At 69.8% G+C, this 17,198-nt stretch carries 14 protein-coding genes and 1 pseudogene; 9 read left to right on the top strand and 6 right to left on the bottom strand.

Features of this window, described 5'->3' with window-relative positions:
- The first annotated feature begins 7 nt into the window (after window positions 1-7).
- The 3 genes from QHF84_RS23915 (at window position 8) to QHF84_RS23905 (ending at window position 4,453) form a co-directional block, all read left to right on the top strand.
- Window positions 8-1,216, top strand: coding sequence for a hypothetical protein (locus QHF84_RS23915; protein ID WP_281315707.1), 1,209 nt, complete (start codon window positions 8-10; stop codon window positions 1,214-1,216).
- Between the two features lie 129 nt (window positions 1,217-1,345).
- The gene (locus QHF84_RS23910; protein ID WP_281315706.1) at window positions 1,346-2,053 is read left to right on the top strand and encodes a hypothetical protein; all 708 of its coding nucleotides are present in this window, start codon (window positions 1,346-1,348) and stop codon (window positions 2,051-2,053) included.
- 126 nt (window positions 2,054-2,179) lie between these two features.
- Complete coding sequence (locus QHF84_RS23905) at window positions 2,180-4,453, top strand: lamin tail domain-containing protein (RefSeq protein WP_281315705.1); 2,274 nt, start codon at window positions 2,180-2,182, stop codon at window positions 4,451-4,453.
- Between the two features lie 52 nt (window positions 4,454-4,505).
- Here the strand turns inward: QHF84_RS23905 and QHF84_RS23900 are convergent, their stop codons facing one another.
- From QHF84_RS23900 to QHF84_RS23880, 5 genes are all read right to left on the bottom strand, one after another.
- On the bottom strand, window positions 4,506-5,624 hold the full coding sequence (locus QHF84_RS23900; protein ID WP_281315704.1) for a hypothetical protein: 1,119 nt from the start codon (window positions 5,622-5,624) through the stop codon (window positions 4,506-4,508).
- On the bottom strand, window positions 5,624-6,628 hold the full coding sequence (locus QHF84_RS23895; RefSeq protein ID WP_281315703.1) for a PEGA domain-containing protein: 1,005 nt from the start codon (window positions 6,626-6,628) through the stop codon (window positions 5,624-5,626). The genes QHF84_RS23900 and QHF84_RS23895 overlap by 1 nt, the downstream gene beginning before the upstream one ends.
- 79 nt (window positions 6,629-6,707) lie before the next feature.
- A complete protein-coding gene (locus QHF84_RS23890; protein WP_281315702.1) occupies window positions 6,708-8,054 on the bottom strand; it encodes a serine/threonine-protein kinase in 1,347 nt (448 codons plus the stop codon).
- Window positions 8,055-8,087: 33 nt separating this feature from the next.
- A complete protein-coding gene (locus QHF84_RS23885; protein ID WP_281315701.1) occupies window positions 8,088-10,379 on the bottom strand; it encodes a transglycosylase SLT domain-containing protein in 2,292 nt (763 codons plus the stop codon).
- Window positions 10,380-10,488: 109 nt separating this feature from the next.
- Window positions 10,489-11,457: a hypothetical protein gene (locus tag QHF84_RS23880; protein WP_281315700.1), complete on the bottom strand. Its 969-nt coding sequence runs from the start codon at window positions 11,455-11,457 to the stop codon at window positions 10,489-10,491.
- A gap of 278 nt (window positions 11,458-11,735) precedes the next feature.
- Between QHF84_RS23880 and QHF84_RS23875 the strand changes: the two genes are divergently transcribed.
- Both QHF84_RS23875 and QHF84_RS23870 read left to right on the top strand, forming a co-directional pair.
- Complete coding sequence (locus QHF84_RS23875; RefSeq protein WP_281315699.1) at window positions 11,736-12,311, top strand: plastocyanin/azurin family copper-binding protein; 576 nt, start codon at window positions 11,736-11,738, stop codon at window positions 12,309-12,311.
- Between the two features lie 4 nt (window positions 12,312-12,315).
- The gene (locus QHF84_RS23870; RefSeq protein WP_281315698.1) at window positions 12,316-12,612 is read left to right on the top strand and encodes a hypothetical protein; all 297 of its coding nucleotides are present in this window, start codon (window positions 12,316-12,318) and stop codon (window positions 12,610-12,612) included.
- Between the two features lie 136 nt (window positions 12,613-12,748).
- On the opposite strand, the gene QHF84_RS23865 is transcribed toward QHF84_RS23870, so the two are convergent.
- Complete coding sequence (locus QHF84_RS23865) at window positions 12,749-13,585, bottom strand: NAD(P)-dependent oxidoreductase (RefSeq protein WP_281315697.1); 837 nt, start codon at window positions 13,583-13,585, stop codon at window positions 12,749-12,751.
- 101 nt (window positions 13,586-13,686) lie between these two features.
- On the opposite strand from QHF84_RS23865, the gene QHF84_RS23860 reads away from it, so the two are divergent.
- The 4 genes and pseudogenes from QHF84_RS23860 to QHF84_RS23845 form a co-directional block, all read left to right on the top strand.
- Entirely contained in the window at window positions 13,687-14,490 is an 804-nt protein-coding gene (locus QHF84_RS23860) for a helix-turn-helix domain-containing protein (protein WP_281315696.1), read from the top strand.
- Window positions 14,491-14,727: 237 nt separating this feature from the next.
- Window positions 14,728-15,084, top strand: a complete 357-nt coding sequence (locus QHF84_RS23855) for an ArsC/Spx/MgsR family protein (protein WP_272459957.1) — start codon at window positions 14,728-14,730, stop codon at window positions 15,082-15,084.
- Window positions 15,085-16,149: 1,065 nt separating this feature from the next.
- Window positions 16,150-16,818: a hypothetical protein gene (locus QHF84_RS23850; protein ID WP_281315695.1), complete on the top strand. Its 669-nt coding sequence runs from the start codon at window positions 16,150-16,152 to the stop codon at window positions 16,816-16,818.
- 176 nt (window positions 16,819-16,994) lie between these two features.
- Window positions 16,995-17,198 (top strand): annotated as a pseudogene (locus tag QHF84_RS23845) (hypothetical protein); the annotation flags it as partial.

The following is a 17,198-nucleotide window of genomic DNA, read 5'->3' as shown; positions in this document are numbered from 1 at the left end:
GCCCAACGTGAGGACCTCGTTCGCCGCGGCAAGCCTGTTCGTCCTGGCCGCTGCCGCTCCCGCTTCGGCTTCCGCCGCGCCCGTCGCCGCTCCCCACGGCGCCGCTCTCCACGGCCCCACGGCCTGGGCCGACGCGTCGCGCGGCGGCATCCGCGGGCTCACCATCGGCCCCATCGAGAGCCTCCGCCACGCGGGCAAGGGCTACGGCAGCCCGGCGAGCGGACGTGCGATGGACGAGGCCAAAGCGCTCGGCAGCACGTGGGTCAGCCTCACGCCGTTCGGCCGCGTCTGGGACCTGAAACCGAACGGGATCGACCTCACGTTCGAGGCGCCCTTCGAAGAGAACCGCGCGAACGTCCTCCACGCGATCGCGCAGGCGCATGCGCGTGGCCTCAAGGTCTTCCTCGTGCCGCACCTCTGGGTCGAGACCGGCGGCTGGCGCGCGCTCATCGATCCGGGCGACGACGCGGCGTGGGAGCGCTGGGCCGCGGCGTACAAGCGCTTCCTGCTCACCTGGGCCGCGGTCGCGGCCGAGGGCGGGGTCGAGATGCTGAGCGTCGGCGTCGAGCTGCGCAGCTTCGTCACGACGGGCCGCGCCGCGCTGTTTTACCCGATCATCCAGGAGGTGCGCCGCGTCTACCCGGGCCTGCTCACCTACTCGGCGAACTGGGACGACGCGGAGGATACGCTCATCTTCGGCGAGCTCGACCTCGTCGGCATCAACGCGTTCTACCCGCTCGCGGACAAGGACGGCGCGGGGCGTGAGGCGCTCTTCGCGGGCGGACGCAAGGTGGCCGAGGGGATCGAGCGGCTCGCGGCGATGTGGGGGCGGCCGGTGGTGCTCACCGAGATCGGGTACACGACCCGCAAGGACCCGGCGATCCGGCCCTGGGAGTGGCCCGACGGCATGAAGGACGTGACGATCGACGAGGAGGCCCAGGCCCTCGCGTACGAGGCGCTCATCGCGCCGCTGCTCGACAGCCGCTCGTGCGCGGGCTTCTTCGTGTGGCGGTACTACGCCGACCCGGACGATGTCTCGCAGGAAGCCGAGTGGGGCTTCTCCCCGCGCGGCAAGCTCGCCGAGCTCGTGCTCCGCGACGCCTTCACCGCGCGCTGGGCGGCTGACGGCCCTGCCATACCGGGTGACAACCTGGGTAGGCACCGCGCCCGGATCCCCGGCTTCCTCGGCTGGGAGCTCTCCCCGCCCCTCTTTTGACGTGCAGCCGTTGGAGGTCCGGCCTTTGGACCTCCGAAGAAATCCTGCACGTCTTGGCACGATTTTTTCTAGGCTCGTCGTCCGATCGGCCAGCGCTTGAATCTGGCTCATGCTGGCACAGGAGACGTCATGATCCGACGAACCTTTTCTTACTGCTTTTCGGCCTTCACCCTCGCGGCGCTCTCGATCGCGACGGCGGGCTGCATCTTCATCGGCGGGGGCGGCGGCGCCTGCGAGGTCGACGGCAAGCAATACTCCGTCGGCGAAGAATTCACCGCGGCCGACGGCTGCAACACGTGCACCTGCCAGGCCGATGGGTCGACCGTATGCACCCGATTGGCGTGCCTCACGAGCTGCACCTACGACGGCCAGACCTTCTCGGAGGGCGATACCTTCCCCTCGAGCGACGGCTGCAATACGTGCACGTGCATGGCCGACGGCGCGGTCGGGTGCACCGAGAAGGCCTGCGCCGAGCCGGCGTGCATCTACGAGGGGGTCGGGTACTTGCCCGGCGACATGTTCCCCTCGGTGGACGGCTGCAATACGTGCGCCTGCGGGGAAGACGGCTCGATCAGTTGCTCCGAGAACGACTGTTCTTGTCTGTACGACGGACAAACCCACTCGCCCGGCGACTCGTTCCCCTCGACGGACGGCTGCAATACGTGCACGTGCACGGCCGACGGCGCGGTCGCGTGCACCGAAAAAGCCTGCCTCACATGCACCTATGGCGGACAAACCTACCAACCCGGAGATTCGTGGCAGGCGAGTGACGGTTGCAACACGTGCACGTGTAGCGAGGATGGACTCGTCGGTTGCACGAAGATCAACTGCCCGTGATCGTCCCGACGATCACCCTCCGCGTTTCCCCCGAACAACCGTCCTGTCCCGAAAAGCCCCTTTCATCCGGTCCGCACGCCTGGTAGTGCCCATCCCGGGCGTGCGACCTCGATGAGGAGTTTTTCCATGAAGCTTCGATCTCTTTCGGTGGCGGGGGTCCTCGCGGCGCTCGCCGTGGGCGCCGTCGGGTGTAGCGACGAACCGACGCAGAACACCACGACGAGCTCGTCGAGCACGGGCGGCACCGGCGGGACCGGCGGCGTCGGCGGCGACGGCGGCCAGGGCGGCGTCGGCGGCCAGGGCGGCGGCGGCATGGGCGGCGTCGGCGGCCAGGGCGGCGGCGGCATGGGCGGCACCGGGGGCGTCGGCGGTATGGGCGGCGCCGGCGGTATGGGCGGCGGCGGCATGGGCGGCGCGGGTGGATCCGGCGGCGGAAATCCCCCCACCGAGGTCTGCAACAACACGATGGATGACGACGGCGACGGCGACATCGACTGCGCCGACGCCGACTGCGCGGCGGCGTGCGCTGAGGTCTGCGCGGGCGGCGGGGACGAGGACCAGGACGGCGACATCGACTGCGCCGACGCCGACTGCGCGATGTCGCCCGCGTGCGGCAAGCTCGTCATCAACGAGGTCGATTACGACAACAGCAGCGCCGACACGGCCGAGTTCGTCGAGATCTACAATGCCGGCGGCGACGTGATGCTCGACGGCACCGAGATCTACATCGTCAATGGGACGCCGGCCGGAGGAGCCCCGCCCGCGGTCACCAAGTCGTATCCGCTCACGGGTTTGCTCGGAGCCGGCAAGTACCTTGTGCTCGCGGCGCCTGGGATGGCCGGCATCGATCCGGGCGCGACGGTCGTCCCGTTCTCCGGTCCGCAGGACAACCTCCAGAACGGCTCGCCGGACGGCATTGCGCTCTTCCACAAGCCGACCGCGACGCTGCTCGACGGGGTTTCCTACGAAAACCAGATGATGGCCATCACCGCGGTGGAGATCGAGGGACAAACCGTCTCGCTCGTCTCGGGCACGCCGATCACGGAGATCGACAATCAGCTCGCGTCCTCGCCCATGCGCTCGCTCGTCCGCATGCCGAACGGGCAGAAGACGGCCGACGACGACACCGACTGGACGGCCACGACGGTGCTCACGCCCGGCGCGGCCAACGCAGTGACGCCCGAGGTCTGTAGCGATGGCGTCCTCGACGAGGACGCGGACAACCTCATCGATTGCGCCGATCCGGACTGCGCGATGGCGCCTCAATGCGTCGAGTCCTGCGCCAACATGAAGGACGACGACGGCGACATGATGGTCGATTGCGCCGATCCCGATTGCGCCGCCGATCCGGCGTGTCTGCCGCAGGAGAACTGCGGCAACATGGTGGACGACGACGGCGACATGGCGACCGACTGCGCCGACGCCGATTGCGCGGGCAAGTCGTGCGGGGCGAACGGCCTCGTCTGCGAGGCGATGACGATGGCGTGCGTCTGCCCGAGCGGCATGACGATGGAAATGGCTTGCGCCGACCTCGCCGACGACGATTGCGACGGCCTCGTCGACTGCGCCGACACGGATTGCGCCGGCAACATGGCCTGCCTCGCCCAGAAGGTGACGGCGGTCGATTACCAGGTCATCGCGCACGGCGGCAAGCTCGTCGTCACGGGCAATGGTTTCACGGGCGCGACGGCGGTGAAGATCGGCGGCGTCGATCAGACGTTCACGGTCAACAGCAACACGCAGATCACGATCACGAACGTGCCCGACACGACGCCGATCGCGCTGCAGAACCTCGTCATCACCGCGCCGGGCGGCGACACGGCGCCGTTCCCGGTGACCGTGATTCATCTGCTCATCAACGAGCTCGATTGTGATCAGCCGAGCACCGACAATGCCGAGATCGTCGAGGTCGTGACGGGCGTGCCGAACGTGAGCCTCGCGGGCTACACGCTCGTGTTCTTCAACGGCGGCCAGGCGAACGACCCCTCGTACCTCACGGTCGAGCTCGCCGGCACGACCGACGCAAACGGCATCCTGTGGGTCGGAACCTCCGGCATGACGCCCACGCCGCCCCTCACGATGCCCGCCGCAATGCAGAATGGCCAGGATGCCGTCGGCATTTACCAGGCCCTGCCGGCGACGTTCCCGAACGGGACGGCCGTCACGGCGAGCGGCCTCATCGACGCGCTCGTCTACTCCGAGGGCCAGGCGGACGACGCGGGCCTCTTGGATGTTCTCATCGGGCCCCCCGGGACGACGGGGCGCGTCCAGGTGAACGAGGGCAGCAACGGCAACACCGTGTCCATCCAGCGCTGCGGCGACGGCCGCAGGAATGGCGACAAGTTCAAGGTCGGTCAGCCGACGCCCGGCGCGGCGAACAACGTCATGGCCTGCCCGTGACGTGACACGAAAGGGGCTCCGCCCGCGCCCGTGCGGGGCCCCTTTTCGCGGCCTAGAATTGGTGCCGCATGATCATGTTCCCCTGGAAGTTCGCCCAGAAGAGATAGTCCCCCACGAGGCCCATGCCCTGCGGGTAGGCCTGCATCGTCGCCAGGGGATTGAGCGGCTCCAGCATATCCCTCGTGAAGACACGCACCGTCGCCTCGGCCGCCGCGGAGACGTAGACCCTGTCGCTGCGGAGGGCGATGTCGCCGGGTTTGTCGATGCCCTCGAGGAACAGGCTCTGGCTCCCGATGTCATTCGCGATGAAGCGCCCGCCCACGCCGAAATCGGGGCTGATCCAGTAGACGTATTCGTTGTGCAGGACGAAGATCTGCGCGAGGTGTTCCGCGGCGGCTTCCTGGATCTCCTTCGTCTTCTTGGCCATCCGGAAGAAGCGGTGCTCGCCGGCCGTGCCCACCCGGGCGCTCCAGAAGACGGCCTCCGTGTCGACCCCGATCGCGACCGGCTCGACGTCGGCGGCGAGCTGCGTGTCGGTCATCTCCTTCGTGACCACGTCCATCGACCACACTTTGTGCGCGGGCGGGTCGGTCCAGTACAACGCGGCCCCGTCGAGGGCGATCTGATTCACCCCCGCCTCGCAGCTCGCGAAGAGCTGCTCGCCGACGGCGCACGTCTCCCCCGGCGCGATCCGCATGATGCGCAGCGGGTTGTCCGGCGTGCATTCGCCGACCGGGCGCTCGACCCAGTAAACATACGAATTCGTACCATCGACGAGGAGCTGCCCGATGGTGCGCAAGCTGGCGTCGACGGGCGCGACCTGCACGCCCTTCGTTACGAGCTTCTCCGGGAATTTGGGCGCGCGCCACACGCCTCCGAGCGTGCCCGCCGCCTCGCTCGACCAGTACACGTAGCCATCGGCCAGCGAATCGACGGCGAGGTGCCTCGGCCGCTCCGTCTCCTCGACGATCGGGATCTGGCCGGGCATCAAGGCGGGACCGAGGTCCGGCCCCGGCTTGCCATACACCGGATCACAGGTCTGGCCCCCGACGCCCCCGGATCCGGCGACCTCGCGCTCTTCGAGGCCCGCGACGAGGTGACAGCCGGTCGCGCACAGGGAAAGGAGCGCGGACGCCCCCAGGGTGGCATGCCTCCAGAAGGGCGCGCGCATCAGAAAGCACCTCCCATCACGAAGCCCGCGCCGGTGGGGCTCACCGAGGGCAAAACGTGGACGACGAACCCGGTCGCGGGCGGCTTTTGCCCGCGCTTCGGCGCCGTGAACCAGAGAATGGCGGCCGCCGCGAGCCCGACGCCGCCGACCACGAATCCCGCCGTGGAGATGTGCGCCCGGAGGAGCGCTTCGTCGTTTTTCTCGACGTCCGCCGTGGTCTTGCAGGTCGCGCCGCTGCACCGGCCCTCGAGCGCGGCCGCGCCTTCGAGGGCCATCACCCCGAACGCCGCGCCCACGCCGATCCCCACGAGCCCGAGCCCGCCCGCGGCGAGCGCCCCGATCCGCTGCCCGCTGAGCCCGCCCTCCGCGGACGGCTTCGTCGTCGCCTCCTCGGACTTCACCGGCGGCGCGGTTTCGAGCGCTGGAACCTGCACGCGCTTCTCGGACGGACCCGGCTCGACCTGGATTGTCTCGACATACGGTTTTTTGCCCGGCGCCTCCACCTTCAGCGCGAGCGGACCCGGGTCGAAGGGCATGGCCGTGCCAAATGTCGCCTCGCCGACCTCCCGCTCGCCGAGCGTCACCTTCATCCCGGGCGCCTTCGCCGTCACGTCGAGCGCCACGCGCGAGAGCTTCTTCTCCAGGGCCGCGGCCCGCTCCTTGGCGAATGCGGCGCGCTCCTTGTTTTTCGCGGCCATGGCGCGCGAGGCGGCCTCGGTGAACTCCGCCCACGCACTCGCGGTCTTGCCCTCCTCCTCGTGACAGACCGCGAGGTTCAGGAGCGAACCCAGGGTGGGATCGAGCCGGTGGCTCTCGGCGAACTTGGGGCAGGCCTCGGCCACCTTGCCGTCGCCCATGAGCTTTTTTGCCTCGCGAAACAAGGTCTCGGCGAGGGCTTTGTCCGCCGCGGTCGGCGTATTCGCGGGATTGCCCTGCCCGAACGCCGCGGCCGGACCCGCGAACGACGAAAGGAGCAGGACGGCGGCGATCGTTCGAAAGCGCATGCGGGGGGCGAGCAAAGTACCGTCGATCGCTCCGAATCTCAACCGTCGTTCTCGTGAGCCCCCCCGTTGCGAACCTGCCTCATTGTCGATCGTTCAGGAGATCGGCCTTGTTCGTCTTCTTGGTCGTGTTCGGCGTGCCCCCCTTCGATGTCGCCGGGAAGCGCGGGATCACGGCAGGGGCCGCCGACGCTTGCGCGGACGCGGGGGCCAGAGGGGCCGCCGAGGCAGAGGCGGGCGTGAGGTCGGTCGAAGCAGCGGCCGGCGTGACCGCCACGTCGGTGGGAGGGCGCGGCGGCGCGACCTCCGCGGCAGGGGCGACGGCGGGCTCGGTCTTGACGTTCCTCCCGCCAAGCAAGGCCCAGGCGCCGGCGCCGAGGAGCGCGGCGCCGAAGAGGCCCGCCCCGACGAGCCGCGTGGCGCGACCCGGAGCGGGGCGCCCGTCGCGCACGGAGGTGGCCGAGGTCGAGAGCGTGGCCGAGATGCCTCGACCGAGGGCGCCCGCGATACGCTCGGCCGCGATTTTCGAGGCCGCCGAGCCGAACGGGGCGAGGGCGGCCGAGAGCTCGGCGACGTTGCGGAAGCGCGCGCTCGGCTCGCGCTCCATGCACCGGAGGAGGACCTTTTCGAGGCCCGCGGGCGCGTCGGGGCGATCGATGCGCAGGCGCGGCGGCGGGTCGCGGAGCACGCGCGCGAGGATGAGGCCCACGGTCTCGCCGTCGAACGGGGGTTTGCCCGTGAGCAGGTCGTAGAGCGTGGCGCCGATGGCCCAGACGTCGGCGCGGCCGTCGACGTTTTTCGGCGAGGAGATCTGCTCGGGCGCCATGTACTGCGGCGAGCCGATCACCTGCTGCGTCGAGGTGATCGCGCCGGCGACCGCGCCGGAGGCGTCGATGCTGCGGTGCTTGGAGATGCCGAAGTCGAGGACCTTGATGCGCGCCGAGCCGTCGCTGCGCTTCGTGAGCACGAGGTTCGCCGGCTTGATGTCGCGATGGACGATGCCCGCGGCGTGCGCCTCGGCGATGGCCTGGAGCGCCTGCACGACGAGGTCGACGGCCTCGACGACCGGCAAGGGGCCGCGGCTCTCGATGAGCTGGTCGAGGTCGACGCCGTCGAGGTACTCCATGACCATGTACGGCACGCCCGCGTCGAGGCGCCCCACGTCGAAGACACGCGCGACGTGCTCGCTCTCGAGCCGCGCCGCGGTGCGCGCCTCGGTGAGGAATCGGGCGACGGCCTCCTCGTTGTCGAGAATCTCGGGCCGCAGGAGCTTGATCGCGTAGCGCTGGTCGAGGCTCTCGTGGCGGGCCGCCACGACGACGCCCATGCCGCCCGCGGCGATGACCCGCTCGACCCGGTATTTCCCAGCGACGAGATCCCCGGGCTCGACGAGCGACGGGCTTCGGGAGGAGGGGGCGACGTTTCCCACGCGGACACTCTACACGATCCGCGACGGATGCGATCAATACGCGTCCGGCGGCACCTCGACGTCGACCGGCACCTCCAGCACGAGCGGCGCGACGGCCGCGTCGCCGCCTTCCAGCCATTGATACCGCGCGAGGTTGCCGAGCACGCGCGCCACGTAATTGCGCGTCTCGTCGTAGGGGATCCGCGCGACCCAGAGATCCGCCTCCGCGTCCACGCCAGGCCGCATCCATTGCCCGACAGCCCGCGGCCCCGCGTTGTAGGACGCCACCGCGAGGACCGGGTTTTTCCGGAACGTCTTGAGCAGCTTGCCGATGTAATACGAGCCGAGCCGCAGATTCACGTGCGGGCTCTTGAGCCGTGACGGCTCGAAGCTCATGCCGACCTCGGCCGCGGCCTTCTCCGCCGTCTTCGGCATGAGCTGGAGCAGGCCCACGGCGAACACGGGCGAAAGCGCCTCCTGATCGAATGCGCTCTCCTGCCGCATGAGCGAATGCACGAGCCCGCGGGGCACTTCGTGCTCGGTTTCGAGCTTCTGGACCTCGTCGAGGTACGGCCGCGGATAGAGGCACTCCCAGGCCCAGCGATCGGCCTCGCCGGGCGCGCGGAGGAGCTGCGGCATTCCCACCTGCGCCACGCCCACCCGATAACGACGCCGCGCATGCGCGAGCTTGCCATACATGCCGCAAAGCGCCTCGGCCTCGCGACCGGCGAACCGCGCGGCCGCTTCTCGCTCGAACGGGACCAGGCGCCCCTCGGCCTCGGCGTCGAGCCCGATCGAGACGAGGAGCCGCGCCGGATCGGGCAAATCGAGGTCGAGCGGATTCGCGGGGCGCGCGGCCGCGGGCTCGATGAGAGGCGGCAAGGGCGCACCCGCGGCGGCGAGGCGCGAACGGGCGGCGAGCGCGGCGAAGGAAAGCGGGAACGTGCGGGCGACCTCGGTCCAGATACGGACGGCCTCGTCGCGGTTCCCGGCGCGGAAGGCGGCGAGCCCTTCGAGCTCGCGGAGCTTCTGGGCCTCGTCGGGCTTTTTCGCGGCCTTCGCGAGCTTGCCCAGCGTCTTTTGCGCGACCTTCGGCTGCCCGGCCGAGAGAAGCGCGAGCGCCTGCTCGTATTCGGCGTCCTCGCGATAGACGCCTTTCGGGAAGAGCGCGAGATACCGCGTGTAGAGCGGCGCGGCCTCGTCGTAACGGCCGCGGAGGAGCAGCCAGCGCGACGCCTGATAAAGCGAGCGCTCGGCCCAGCTATTTTTCTTGTAACGGGAGGCGATGTCGAGCCAGCGCTTGATCGCCTCGTCGGCCTGTCCTCCACGGGCGAGCGCGGTCGCCGCCTGGTACATCGCCTCGACCTTGCGCGGCCCCGGGAGCGTGGAGAGCACGCGGAACGCTTTTTCGGCCTCGGGATAGTCGCGCGCCTTGAGCTTCGCCTCGGCCCGCGCGTGGAGCACGTCGAGCAGCGGCACCGTCTTCTTTTTTTCGAGCTCGTCGAGGATCGGAACCGCCGCGTCGGCCTGACCCGCCCGGACGAGCGCGAGCGCGCGGGCGAGCTGATCCTTCGGCGCGAGGGATTGCTTCAGCCGACCAAGCGCGGCCGCGCCGGCCTCGCCCTCGGGCATCCCGGCGGCCTCGACCGCGAGCCAGCGCAGGTCGGCGATCGCGATGGGCAAGAGGCCCTGCGCCTCGGCGATCCGGGCGCGGGCGGCCCGCAGCGGCGCGTCGTCGCTCTTCTTGCGGGAGCGCGCTGCCGCGGCGAGCGCGCGATCGAGGATCGACCGCGCCGCGGCGAGCTGCCCGTCCTTCTCCAGCGCGACCGCGGCGCGGTAGAGGTCGGCCGGGGCCCCCGATTTGCCGAAAAACGCCGCGGCTTCGGCGAAGGGCCCCGCGACGGACGCGGCCTCGGCGCGCCTGCGCACGATGTCGTCCGCGAGCAGCGGCAGCTCCTTGTCGAGCCCCGTGAACAGCTCGACCGCGCGCGCCGCGTCGCCCCGTTCGAGCGCCACGCGGCCCCGGAGGTAGCGCATCTCGGGCCGCTGCCGCTCGGCCTCGGGGAGCGCGTCGAGCTGCGCCTCGGCCTCGTCCCAGCGCTCGAGGCGCACGGCGTCGGCCCAGCGCGCGGGCGGCGCGGCGGGCGCGAGTGCGGCTGCTGTCGTGGCGACGGCGACGGCCGCGGGCGCGGCGGAGGCGCTCGTGGTGGCCGAGGCCGAGGCCGACGCGGCCGTGCCGCCCTCGGCGCTCGACGTGGTCTCGCCGGGCATCGGCACCGAGCGCGCGCAGGCCCCGAGGCCAAGCGCCCCGAGCCCGATGAGCCCCATCACGATCCGCCGCTGCACCACGCTCACTCCTCCACGAGAGCTAGCAGGGGAGCGAGGGGGCCTGCAAGAAAGTCCCGTCTGTTTTTCCTTCGATTACGTTATGAAATCAAACGATCCGGCGTGCCGCTCAATCGATCCCGGCGGCGATCCGGGCGATGGTCTCGCGGTCTTCCTCGAACAAAAACTCGTCCACTTCCTCGATCGACCCCACCTTCGCGGGGGCGACGCCGAGGCGCAGCGCCGCCGCGCGCGCGACCGCGGCCACGACCGGGTGCGGCGAGCTCGACAGGCGGAGGAGCTTCGGTGTGACCTCCTTCGCGCCGAGCAAGGCCGCGCAGATCGCTGCGATCGGCCGCGGATCCGCCGATCCCGACACGTCTCCCGCGAGCGCGCGGCCGAGCACGGCGAGCGTCTCGGGTCCCGGCGCCCGCAGCAGAGCCCGGCGATAATCGCCCGCCGGCAAATGCAGCCGCGCGGCGCCCTGGCTCGTCGAGCAGAGCTCCTGCGCGTGCCGGAGGAGCAGGCCCACCACGGGCCCGATCCCGTCCTCGCCGAGGACCTCCATGCCGTCGAGGTCCACGGCCAGGGGGCGCGACGCCTCGTCCGCGTAGGCGTCGAGGTTCACCGTGAGCGACTCCAGGCCCACGGCCCCGACAGCGTGTCCGGCGAGCACGTCGTGCTCGGTCTCGACCGTCACCACGCTCGACACGATCGCGGGCGTGCCGCCGCGGAGCGTGTGCTTGACCGCGACCTCGACCTTCCGGATGGCCGACCAGCGCAGGATCCGCGCCTCTGCGCCCGGGTCGACGAGCACGCCCCAGGGCACGATGGCCATGTTCACCTCGCGCGCCCCGGAGGGCGCCTTCGGCCTTTGGATCTGCCGCACGAGGCCGACGGCGAACGCCGCGCCGCCGGCGACGGCGAGCCCGATCGGGAGCGAGCCTGACGTGAGTGACCAGGCCGCCGCTTCCGGCCCGAGCGCGAGGCCGAGGCTGGAAAGTCCCACCGTGCCTGCGGCGATCGTGAGCGCCCGGAAGCTCGGCCCCGGGACGAGCCACACATACCGAAAATCCGGTGGAGGAGCGTAACGCAGCACGACTCCTGGATAGGGTAAGCCGATCCTCGCCCGGGCGGAAGGGCCGAGCGGACGAACCATGGCATCCGAGGAACGACGGTCAGCCGGGATTCCAGATGTGGCGGTATTTGGTATGCATGGAGGATGGTAATCGTAGATTCCACTACCGTCGAGGTCGTGCGTCCGTGGAGACGTGGCGACGGAAAGGGTGATAGGGTGTGTTCATACGTGGTTCCGGCATCCGGGGGAGGCCGGGCCACGCGAGAAAGGTTGGTAGCTTGAACATGCGAACGATCGGAATGCTTGTGATTGTGGGCGCGATGCTGGCAGCGGGCGCGGGCTGTGGCGACGATACCGGCGGCAGCGGCGGCACGGGAGGGACGGCCGGCACGGGCGGGACCGGCGGCACGGGCGGCATGGGCGGCGCCGGCGGTATGGGCGGCATGGGAGGTATGGGAGGTATGGGCGGCGCCGGTGGTATGGGCGGCATGGGCGGCGCCGGTGGTATGGGCGGTATGGGCGGCGCCGGCGGCGGCGGCGGGAGTATGGCCGTCAATGGCTGTACGGTGGATATGGCCGAGGATCACACGGCCGACGCGTCGACGACCGTGAAGACGATGGGCCTCGCATACGCACCGAAGTGCATTCGCGTGAAGGCGGGCTCGGAGGTGGCATTCGAATCGAATTTCGGGATCCACCCGCTCGTGGGCGGGACGGTCGACGGCATCATGAAGACCGAGGACGCGGCGTCGCCGATCAAGAAGACGACCTCCGGAATGAGCGCGACGTTCACCCTGCCGGACAAGGGCACGTTCGGGTATTACTGTGACACGCACGCTCTCACCGGGATGACGGGGGCGATCTTCGTCGAGTAATCCCATGCGGATCCTTGCCATAGCCCTCTCGGGCGCAGCGCTTTTCGGCGCCGCGCTCGTTGCCTGCGGGGACGTGGAGGAGGAAAACATGCCCCCCGGGAACAACACGACGGCCTCGTCGAGCAGCAGCAGCAGCACGACGGGGACCGGCGGTGCCGGCGGAAGCGGCGGCGCCGGTGGTATCGGCGGCGCGGGGGGAATGGGCGGCGCCGGTGGTATGGGCGGCGCGGGGGGAATGGGCGGCAGCGGCGGCGCCGGTGGTATGGGCGGCGCCGGCGGCGGCGGCTCGATGAAGCCCTGACTTTCGTCTGCTCGGGTGGGGGCCTCGCGAGGTGGTTGGCGCGAGGCCCACGCCTTTTCGGGTTTCTGGGCGGGAAGCGGAAGCGGGAGCGCGAGCGGAAGCGCGAGCGGAAGCGGAAGCGGCAAGAGGGATCTGGCTATGCAATCCCCCTCGCCACGGCATCCCCGAGCCGCGGCACCTCGGGTGAGAAGCCGAGATCTTCGCGGATCCGCTTTCCATCCATGACGGCCTCGAAGGCCCTCGCACGCTCGGGGGTGGAGCCGTCCGGGGGAGGCTCGCCAACCGTTGCGAACAGCGTGGCGAGAGTGGGAGACTCGTCGTCCACCAGGTTGTACACGCGATGGGAAGGGGATGGCGCGTCGAGCAAACGCGCGACGGCCTGGGCCACGTCGAGATGATGGCCCATCGACATCCGTTGCGTGGGGGGGAACGTTCGCATGAACGGCACCACGTCGGCGATGTGCGGATCTCCGTCGCCGTAGACGAACGGCAATCGAAGGACGCGCACGTCGAGGCCTTCGAGCGCGAGCAGGAAGCGCTCGGCGGCGAGCTTGCTCTTGGGATAGCTGTCGATCGGGTCGCAGGAGTCGTCTTCGTGCGAGAGGCGTCCACGAACCGCGCTGGGCCCGTAGACGAGTCCGGTGCTCGTGAAGACGAAGCGCTTCACCGAGGCTTCGCGGGCCGCGTGGGCGAGGTGCTGCGTGCCGAGGTTGTTGACCGCGTGCGCCTGCTCCGGCGTCGCGCCACGAAAGAAGGCTGCACAATGCACGACCGCGTCGACCCCGCGCACCGCTGCGGAGAGGGAGCTCGGCTCGAGCAGATCGCCCAGAGCGAGCTCGATGTGGGCTTCGCGCAGGTCTTTTGCGCGCGCTTCGTCGCGAACGAGGGCACGCACGTGATGGCCGCGCTGAGCGAGCCGTTTGGAGAGGCGACTTCCGACCTTACCGGTGGCACCGGTGACGAGGATCTTCATGCCCCGGACTGTAGTCACCACGTGGTTTGGCCGATTGGAAGAAACGGACAAGCACCTCGCCGAGCTTGCGTGCGCCTCGTGCGCGTAGCATGAGATAGCTCGTGCACTCGCCCATCGTTCAAGAGCCTCGTGTCGCGCGGGCGTCGCTCCCGTCGAGCGGATCCCCGGTGGCCGAGCTCTCGGTCCTCGAGTGCGACCGAGACGGACAGCGCGTCGCGCTCCCCTATGCCGAGCTTCAGATCGTCGCGCGCTTCGGGGTGTCGGCTCGTGGCGGTTTGGATGCGCACGCGATGGGCGTGGGGCAGAGCGCGCGTCGCAAGATGCTTCGGCGCGGGCAGCGCAGCGTGATGGCGCGCCTTCGGCTGGGCGCGAGCGAGCGCGTGCTCGGCGTGTCGGCTCCGGAATTGACCGGACGAATCGTCGCCCTCGAAGACCTCTGGGGCAAAGCCGACACCGAGCACCTCTACGAGCGCCTCGCCGGGGCACGAGACACGGTCGCCGCGGCCGCCATTCTGGAGAGTGCCATCGTCGCGCGATCCGCACCCGCCCAGGCGGTCCGCGCCCACACCTCGCTCGCCCTGGAAGCCGCGAAGCGCCTCGCCACGCGAAGTGCGAGCAGCGTGAGCGCCGTCGCCGACGAGCTCGGGGTGAGCGAGCGTCACCTTCGCCGCCTCTTTCTGGAGACACTCGGTGTCGGGCCCAAGGCTTACGCCAAGCTCACGCGCTTTCACCGCGCCCTGCGCGCCGCGCGGGAGAGCCGCCCGGCCGGTTGGGCCGGCATTGCCGCCGGAGCCGGCTATTATGATCAAGCGCATCTGATTGCCGAGTTTCGCTCCATTGCAGGAGTGACCCCGCGCGAGCTACTCGGCGAGCTGCGCACCTCGGGGTCCATCGGCCGAGTGTGACGCGCGAGGTTCGTCGCGCGTCGAAAGGTCACGCTCGCGAGCGTAGAGCCTCCGCCTCGAGGCCGAACGGATCGAGCGGCCCGAGTGGCACCATGCCGTTCGGATTGAGTGCTTTGATGGAGTCGTGCCCGCGCTTGAACCGACCCGCAGAACCGCAGCGCGGGAATCTGGCGATGATGGGAGCCGGAAACGGTAGGGGGAGCGGGGGCCGCATCGGGTGTGGTAAGCTCGGGCGAGATGATTCAGATCTTCGGCACCGAAAAGTGCAAGCTGACCCGCGCTGCGCAACGATTTTTCGCGGAGCGGCGTATCAAAGTGCAGTTCATCAATCTGCGCGAAAAAGGCCTCTCCAAGGGGGAGCTCGCCAGCGTCGCGCGCGCCGTGGGCGGCATGCGCGCGCTTTATGCCGAAGACAGCCCTCGCGTGAAAGAACGCGGCCTTCAATACCTCGACCCGAGCGAAACACGCCTCGCGGAGCTATTTTTGGAGGATCCAATGTTGCTTCGCACGCCGATCGTACGCGACGGCGCCCGCGCGGCCGTGGGCGCCGCCGAGGTGACCTGGAAGGCGTTTGCGGAGGCGACCAAACCGTAAGCGGGCGGCTCGACTTTGCCGTCCCGGCCGGCTATCTCTTGCCGATGCGATCGTTGTCTCCCCTCATGTTCGTCGGGCTCGCCGTGCTTACGCCCCTCGTTTGGGTCGCCTGCGCCGAACCGCCTTCGGGAAACGCCCCCGTGACGCCGTCCGCCGACACAAGGGCAGGCTCCTCACCGCCGGCCGCTGCGCCGCCCTCCACCGCAGCATGCGATACGCTTCGTGCCGAGGCCCGCGACGCTTTAGGCAAAGCGCAAGCCAAATCCGCCACTTGCACGACCGAGGCCGATTGCGAGATTCTTTCGGATGGCATTTGCATGGCTGCGAGCTGCGGCGTCAGCATCGCCAAAGCCGCGCGGGCCACGTACGAGGCGGACCGAAAACGTATCACGGAGCCGGCTTGTGAGGCTTGGACCAAGAGCGGCTGCGACAAGCTCGTACCCATTCCGATTCCCTCGTGCCCTATGCTCGTGCCCATTTGTAAAGATGGAGTCTGCGCTTCGCGGTATTGAGCCCCCCTCCGCCATCTCGGCCGCCACACCTGGCAAGTGGCCCATCCGGTACGCGACCTGCCCCCTTCCTCAAAAGCGGTACACAACCAGATCCCGCTTGCCGCTCCCGCTCCCGCTTCCCCCACCTCCCAGCGCCCCGAAACCGCCTCCCCACCCGGCCCCCGCCATCCCACACCGCCCCGATCTCCCCTTCCCCCTCACCTCCTCCCCTCCCCATCCCCGCGAACCGCCTTCCCTCGCCTCCCGCCTCCACCTCCCGCCGCCGTCACCCGCCCGCGCCCCTCTCCCCCGCCCGATCCACCCCGCTGTGGATCGCCGATCCCACCCTCGGAACTCCGATCCACAGCGCCGTGAATCCCCTCCCCTCACCCCCTTCGCCGCTTCACGCCGCCCCAAGTCGTCCCCCCGAGCGCGCCTCCCCGATCTCACCCCGCCGTGACCCCCGCCCCGCGCACGCTTCCGTCGTTTTCGCCCTTCCCGTCCCTCCTCCTCCCGCTGTAGTGTCCCCCCTTCGTGGGTGGGGGCACCTTTCAAGACGTGAAAAGGAGGATCCATGGGTGAGATCATCCGGCGGGATGCGGCTGCCGGCGACATTCTCGGGGACGCGCGGGATACCCTCACGAACGCGAGGGCGCGCGGCGGGCGATGGCAGGAGCTCGCCGATCAGCGCCTCGGCGCCTCGCTTTCGCTCGTGGCGAACGTCGAGGCCAAATACAAGGTCGCCCAGGAGGTCCTCGCGCCGCTCGCCGCGCAGATCGACGCGCGCAATCGGTCGGCCGACCTCACGCTCGGCAAGAACCACGACATCATCTGGAACGAGGTCGGACGCCCCGCCAACGACGCCGCCCTCTCCGTCCTCTTCCCCGACGGCACCGCCTATTACGCGGACGGCGACACGGACGGCCAGCCAGACCGAATGGAGATCCTGGTGGAGCTCCTGCACGCGGGCATTCACCCGAAGCTCTCGAAAGCGACGGCCGCGAGCGCCGCGGCGGAGATCCAGGCGGAGGGCGAAGCGCTGCGCGTCGCCGTCGAAGCCGCCCGAAAGCCCGCCGCGCAGGTCAAAATCCTCGGCCGCGTCCGCACCGCGCTCGCCAAGGTGGTCCACGCGGACCTGTCGAATCTGAAGCGGCTTTACAAGATCGAGGGCTTCAGCGAGGCCGAGATCCATACGGTCATCCCGGACCGGCCGACGAAAAAGAAGCCGGGGCCGACGGAGTGACGAGCACTCGCCCCCCGGGCGGCTCGATGAAGCTCTGATTGCGCCTGCTCGGGTGGGGCCTCGCGAGGTTTTTGGCGCGAGGCCCACGCCTTTTCAGAGGATGACGAAGGGCGGACGCGCCCGGTCAGCGTCGCATACGGCGACGGCTTCGCGCGAGGGCGAGAAGGATTCCAGCCATGGGAAGGGCGACGGATTCCATGCCCGTGGAGGTGGAATCACCTGCAGCCGAGCACGCGCAGCCACCCTCTGCGATGGGGCCCGGCGTCGAAGGCGAACCACCGCCGCTGCCTGCGCCGCCCGCGCCGCCGCTTCCGCCTGCGCCGCCGCTTCCGCCCGCGCCGCCGCCACCGCCGGCGCCTCCGCTGCCGCCGGCGCCTCCG

Origin of the sequence: Polyangium sp. y55x31, assembly GCF_029946505.1 — a bacterium.
Classification (GTDB): Bacteria; Myxococcota_A; Polyangia; order Polyangiales; family Polyangiaceae; genus Polyangium.
Note: the sequence above shows the minus strand (reverse complement) of the source record. Positions and strands in the feature narration are given on the sequence as shown.

Excerpts from the sequence above, each read along its gene's own strand:
- QHF84_RS23910 (WP_281315706.1), top strand. The coding sequence starts at position 1,346 with ATGATCCGACGAACCTTTTCTTACTGCTTTTCGGCCTTCACCCTCGCG.
- QHF84_RS23905 (WP_281315705.1), top strand. The coding sequence starts at position 2,180 with ATGAAGCTTCGATCTCTTTCGGTGGCGGGGGTCCTCGCGGCGCTCGCC.
- QHF84_RS23900 (WP_281315704.1), bottom strand. The coding sequence starts at position 5,624 with ATGCGCGCGCCCTTCTGGAGGCATGCCACCCTGGGGGCGTCCGCGCTC.
- QHF84_RS23895 (WP_281315703.1), bottom strand. The coding sequence starts at position 6,628 with ATGCGCTTTCGAACGATCGCCGCCGTCCTGCTCCTTTCGTCGTTCGCG.
- QHF84_RS23875 (WP_281315699.1), top strand. The coding sequence starts at position 11,736 with ATGCTTGTGATTGTGGGCGCGATGCTGGCAGCGGGCGCGGGCTGTGGC.
- QHF84_RS23870 (WP_281315698.1), top strand. The coding sequence starts at position 12,316 with ATGCGGATCCTTGCCATAGCCCTCTCGGGCGCAGCGCTTTTCGGCGCC.
- QHF84_RS23865 (WP_281315697.1), bottom strand. The coding sequence starts at position 13,585 with ATGAAGATCCTCGTCACCGGTGCCACCGGTAAGGTCGGAAGTCGCCTC.
- QHF84_RS23855 (WP_272459957.1), top strand. The coding sequence starts at position 14,728 with ATGATTCAGATCTTCGGCACCGAAAAGTGCAAGCTGACCCGCGCTGCG.
- QHF84_RS23850 (WP_281315695.1), top strand. The coding sequence starts at position 16,150 with ATGGGTGAGATCATCCGGCGGGATGCGGCTGCCGGCGACATTCTCGGG.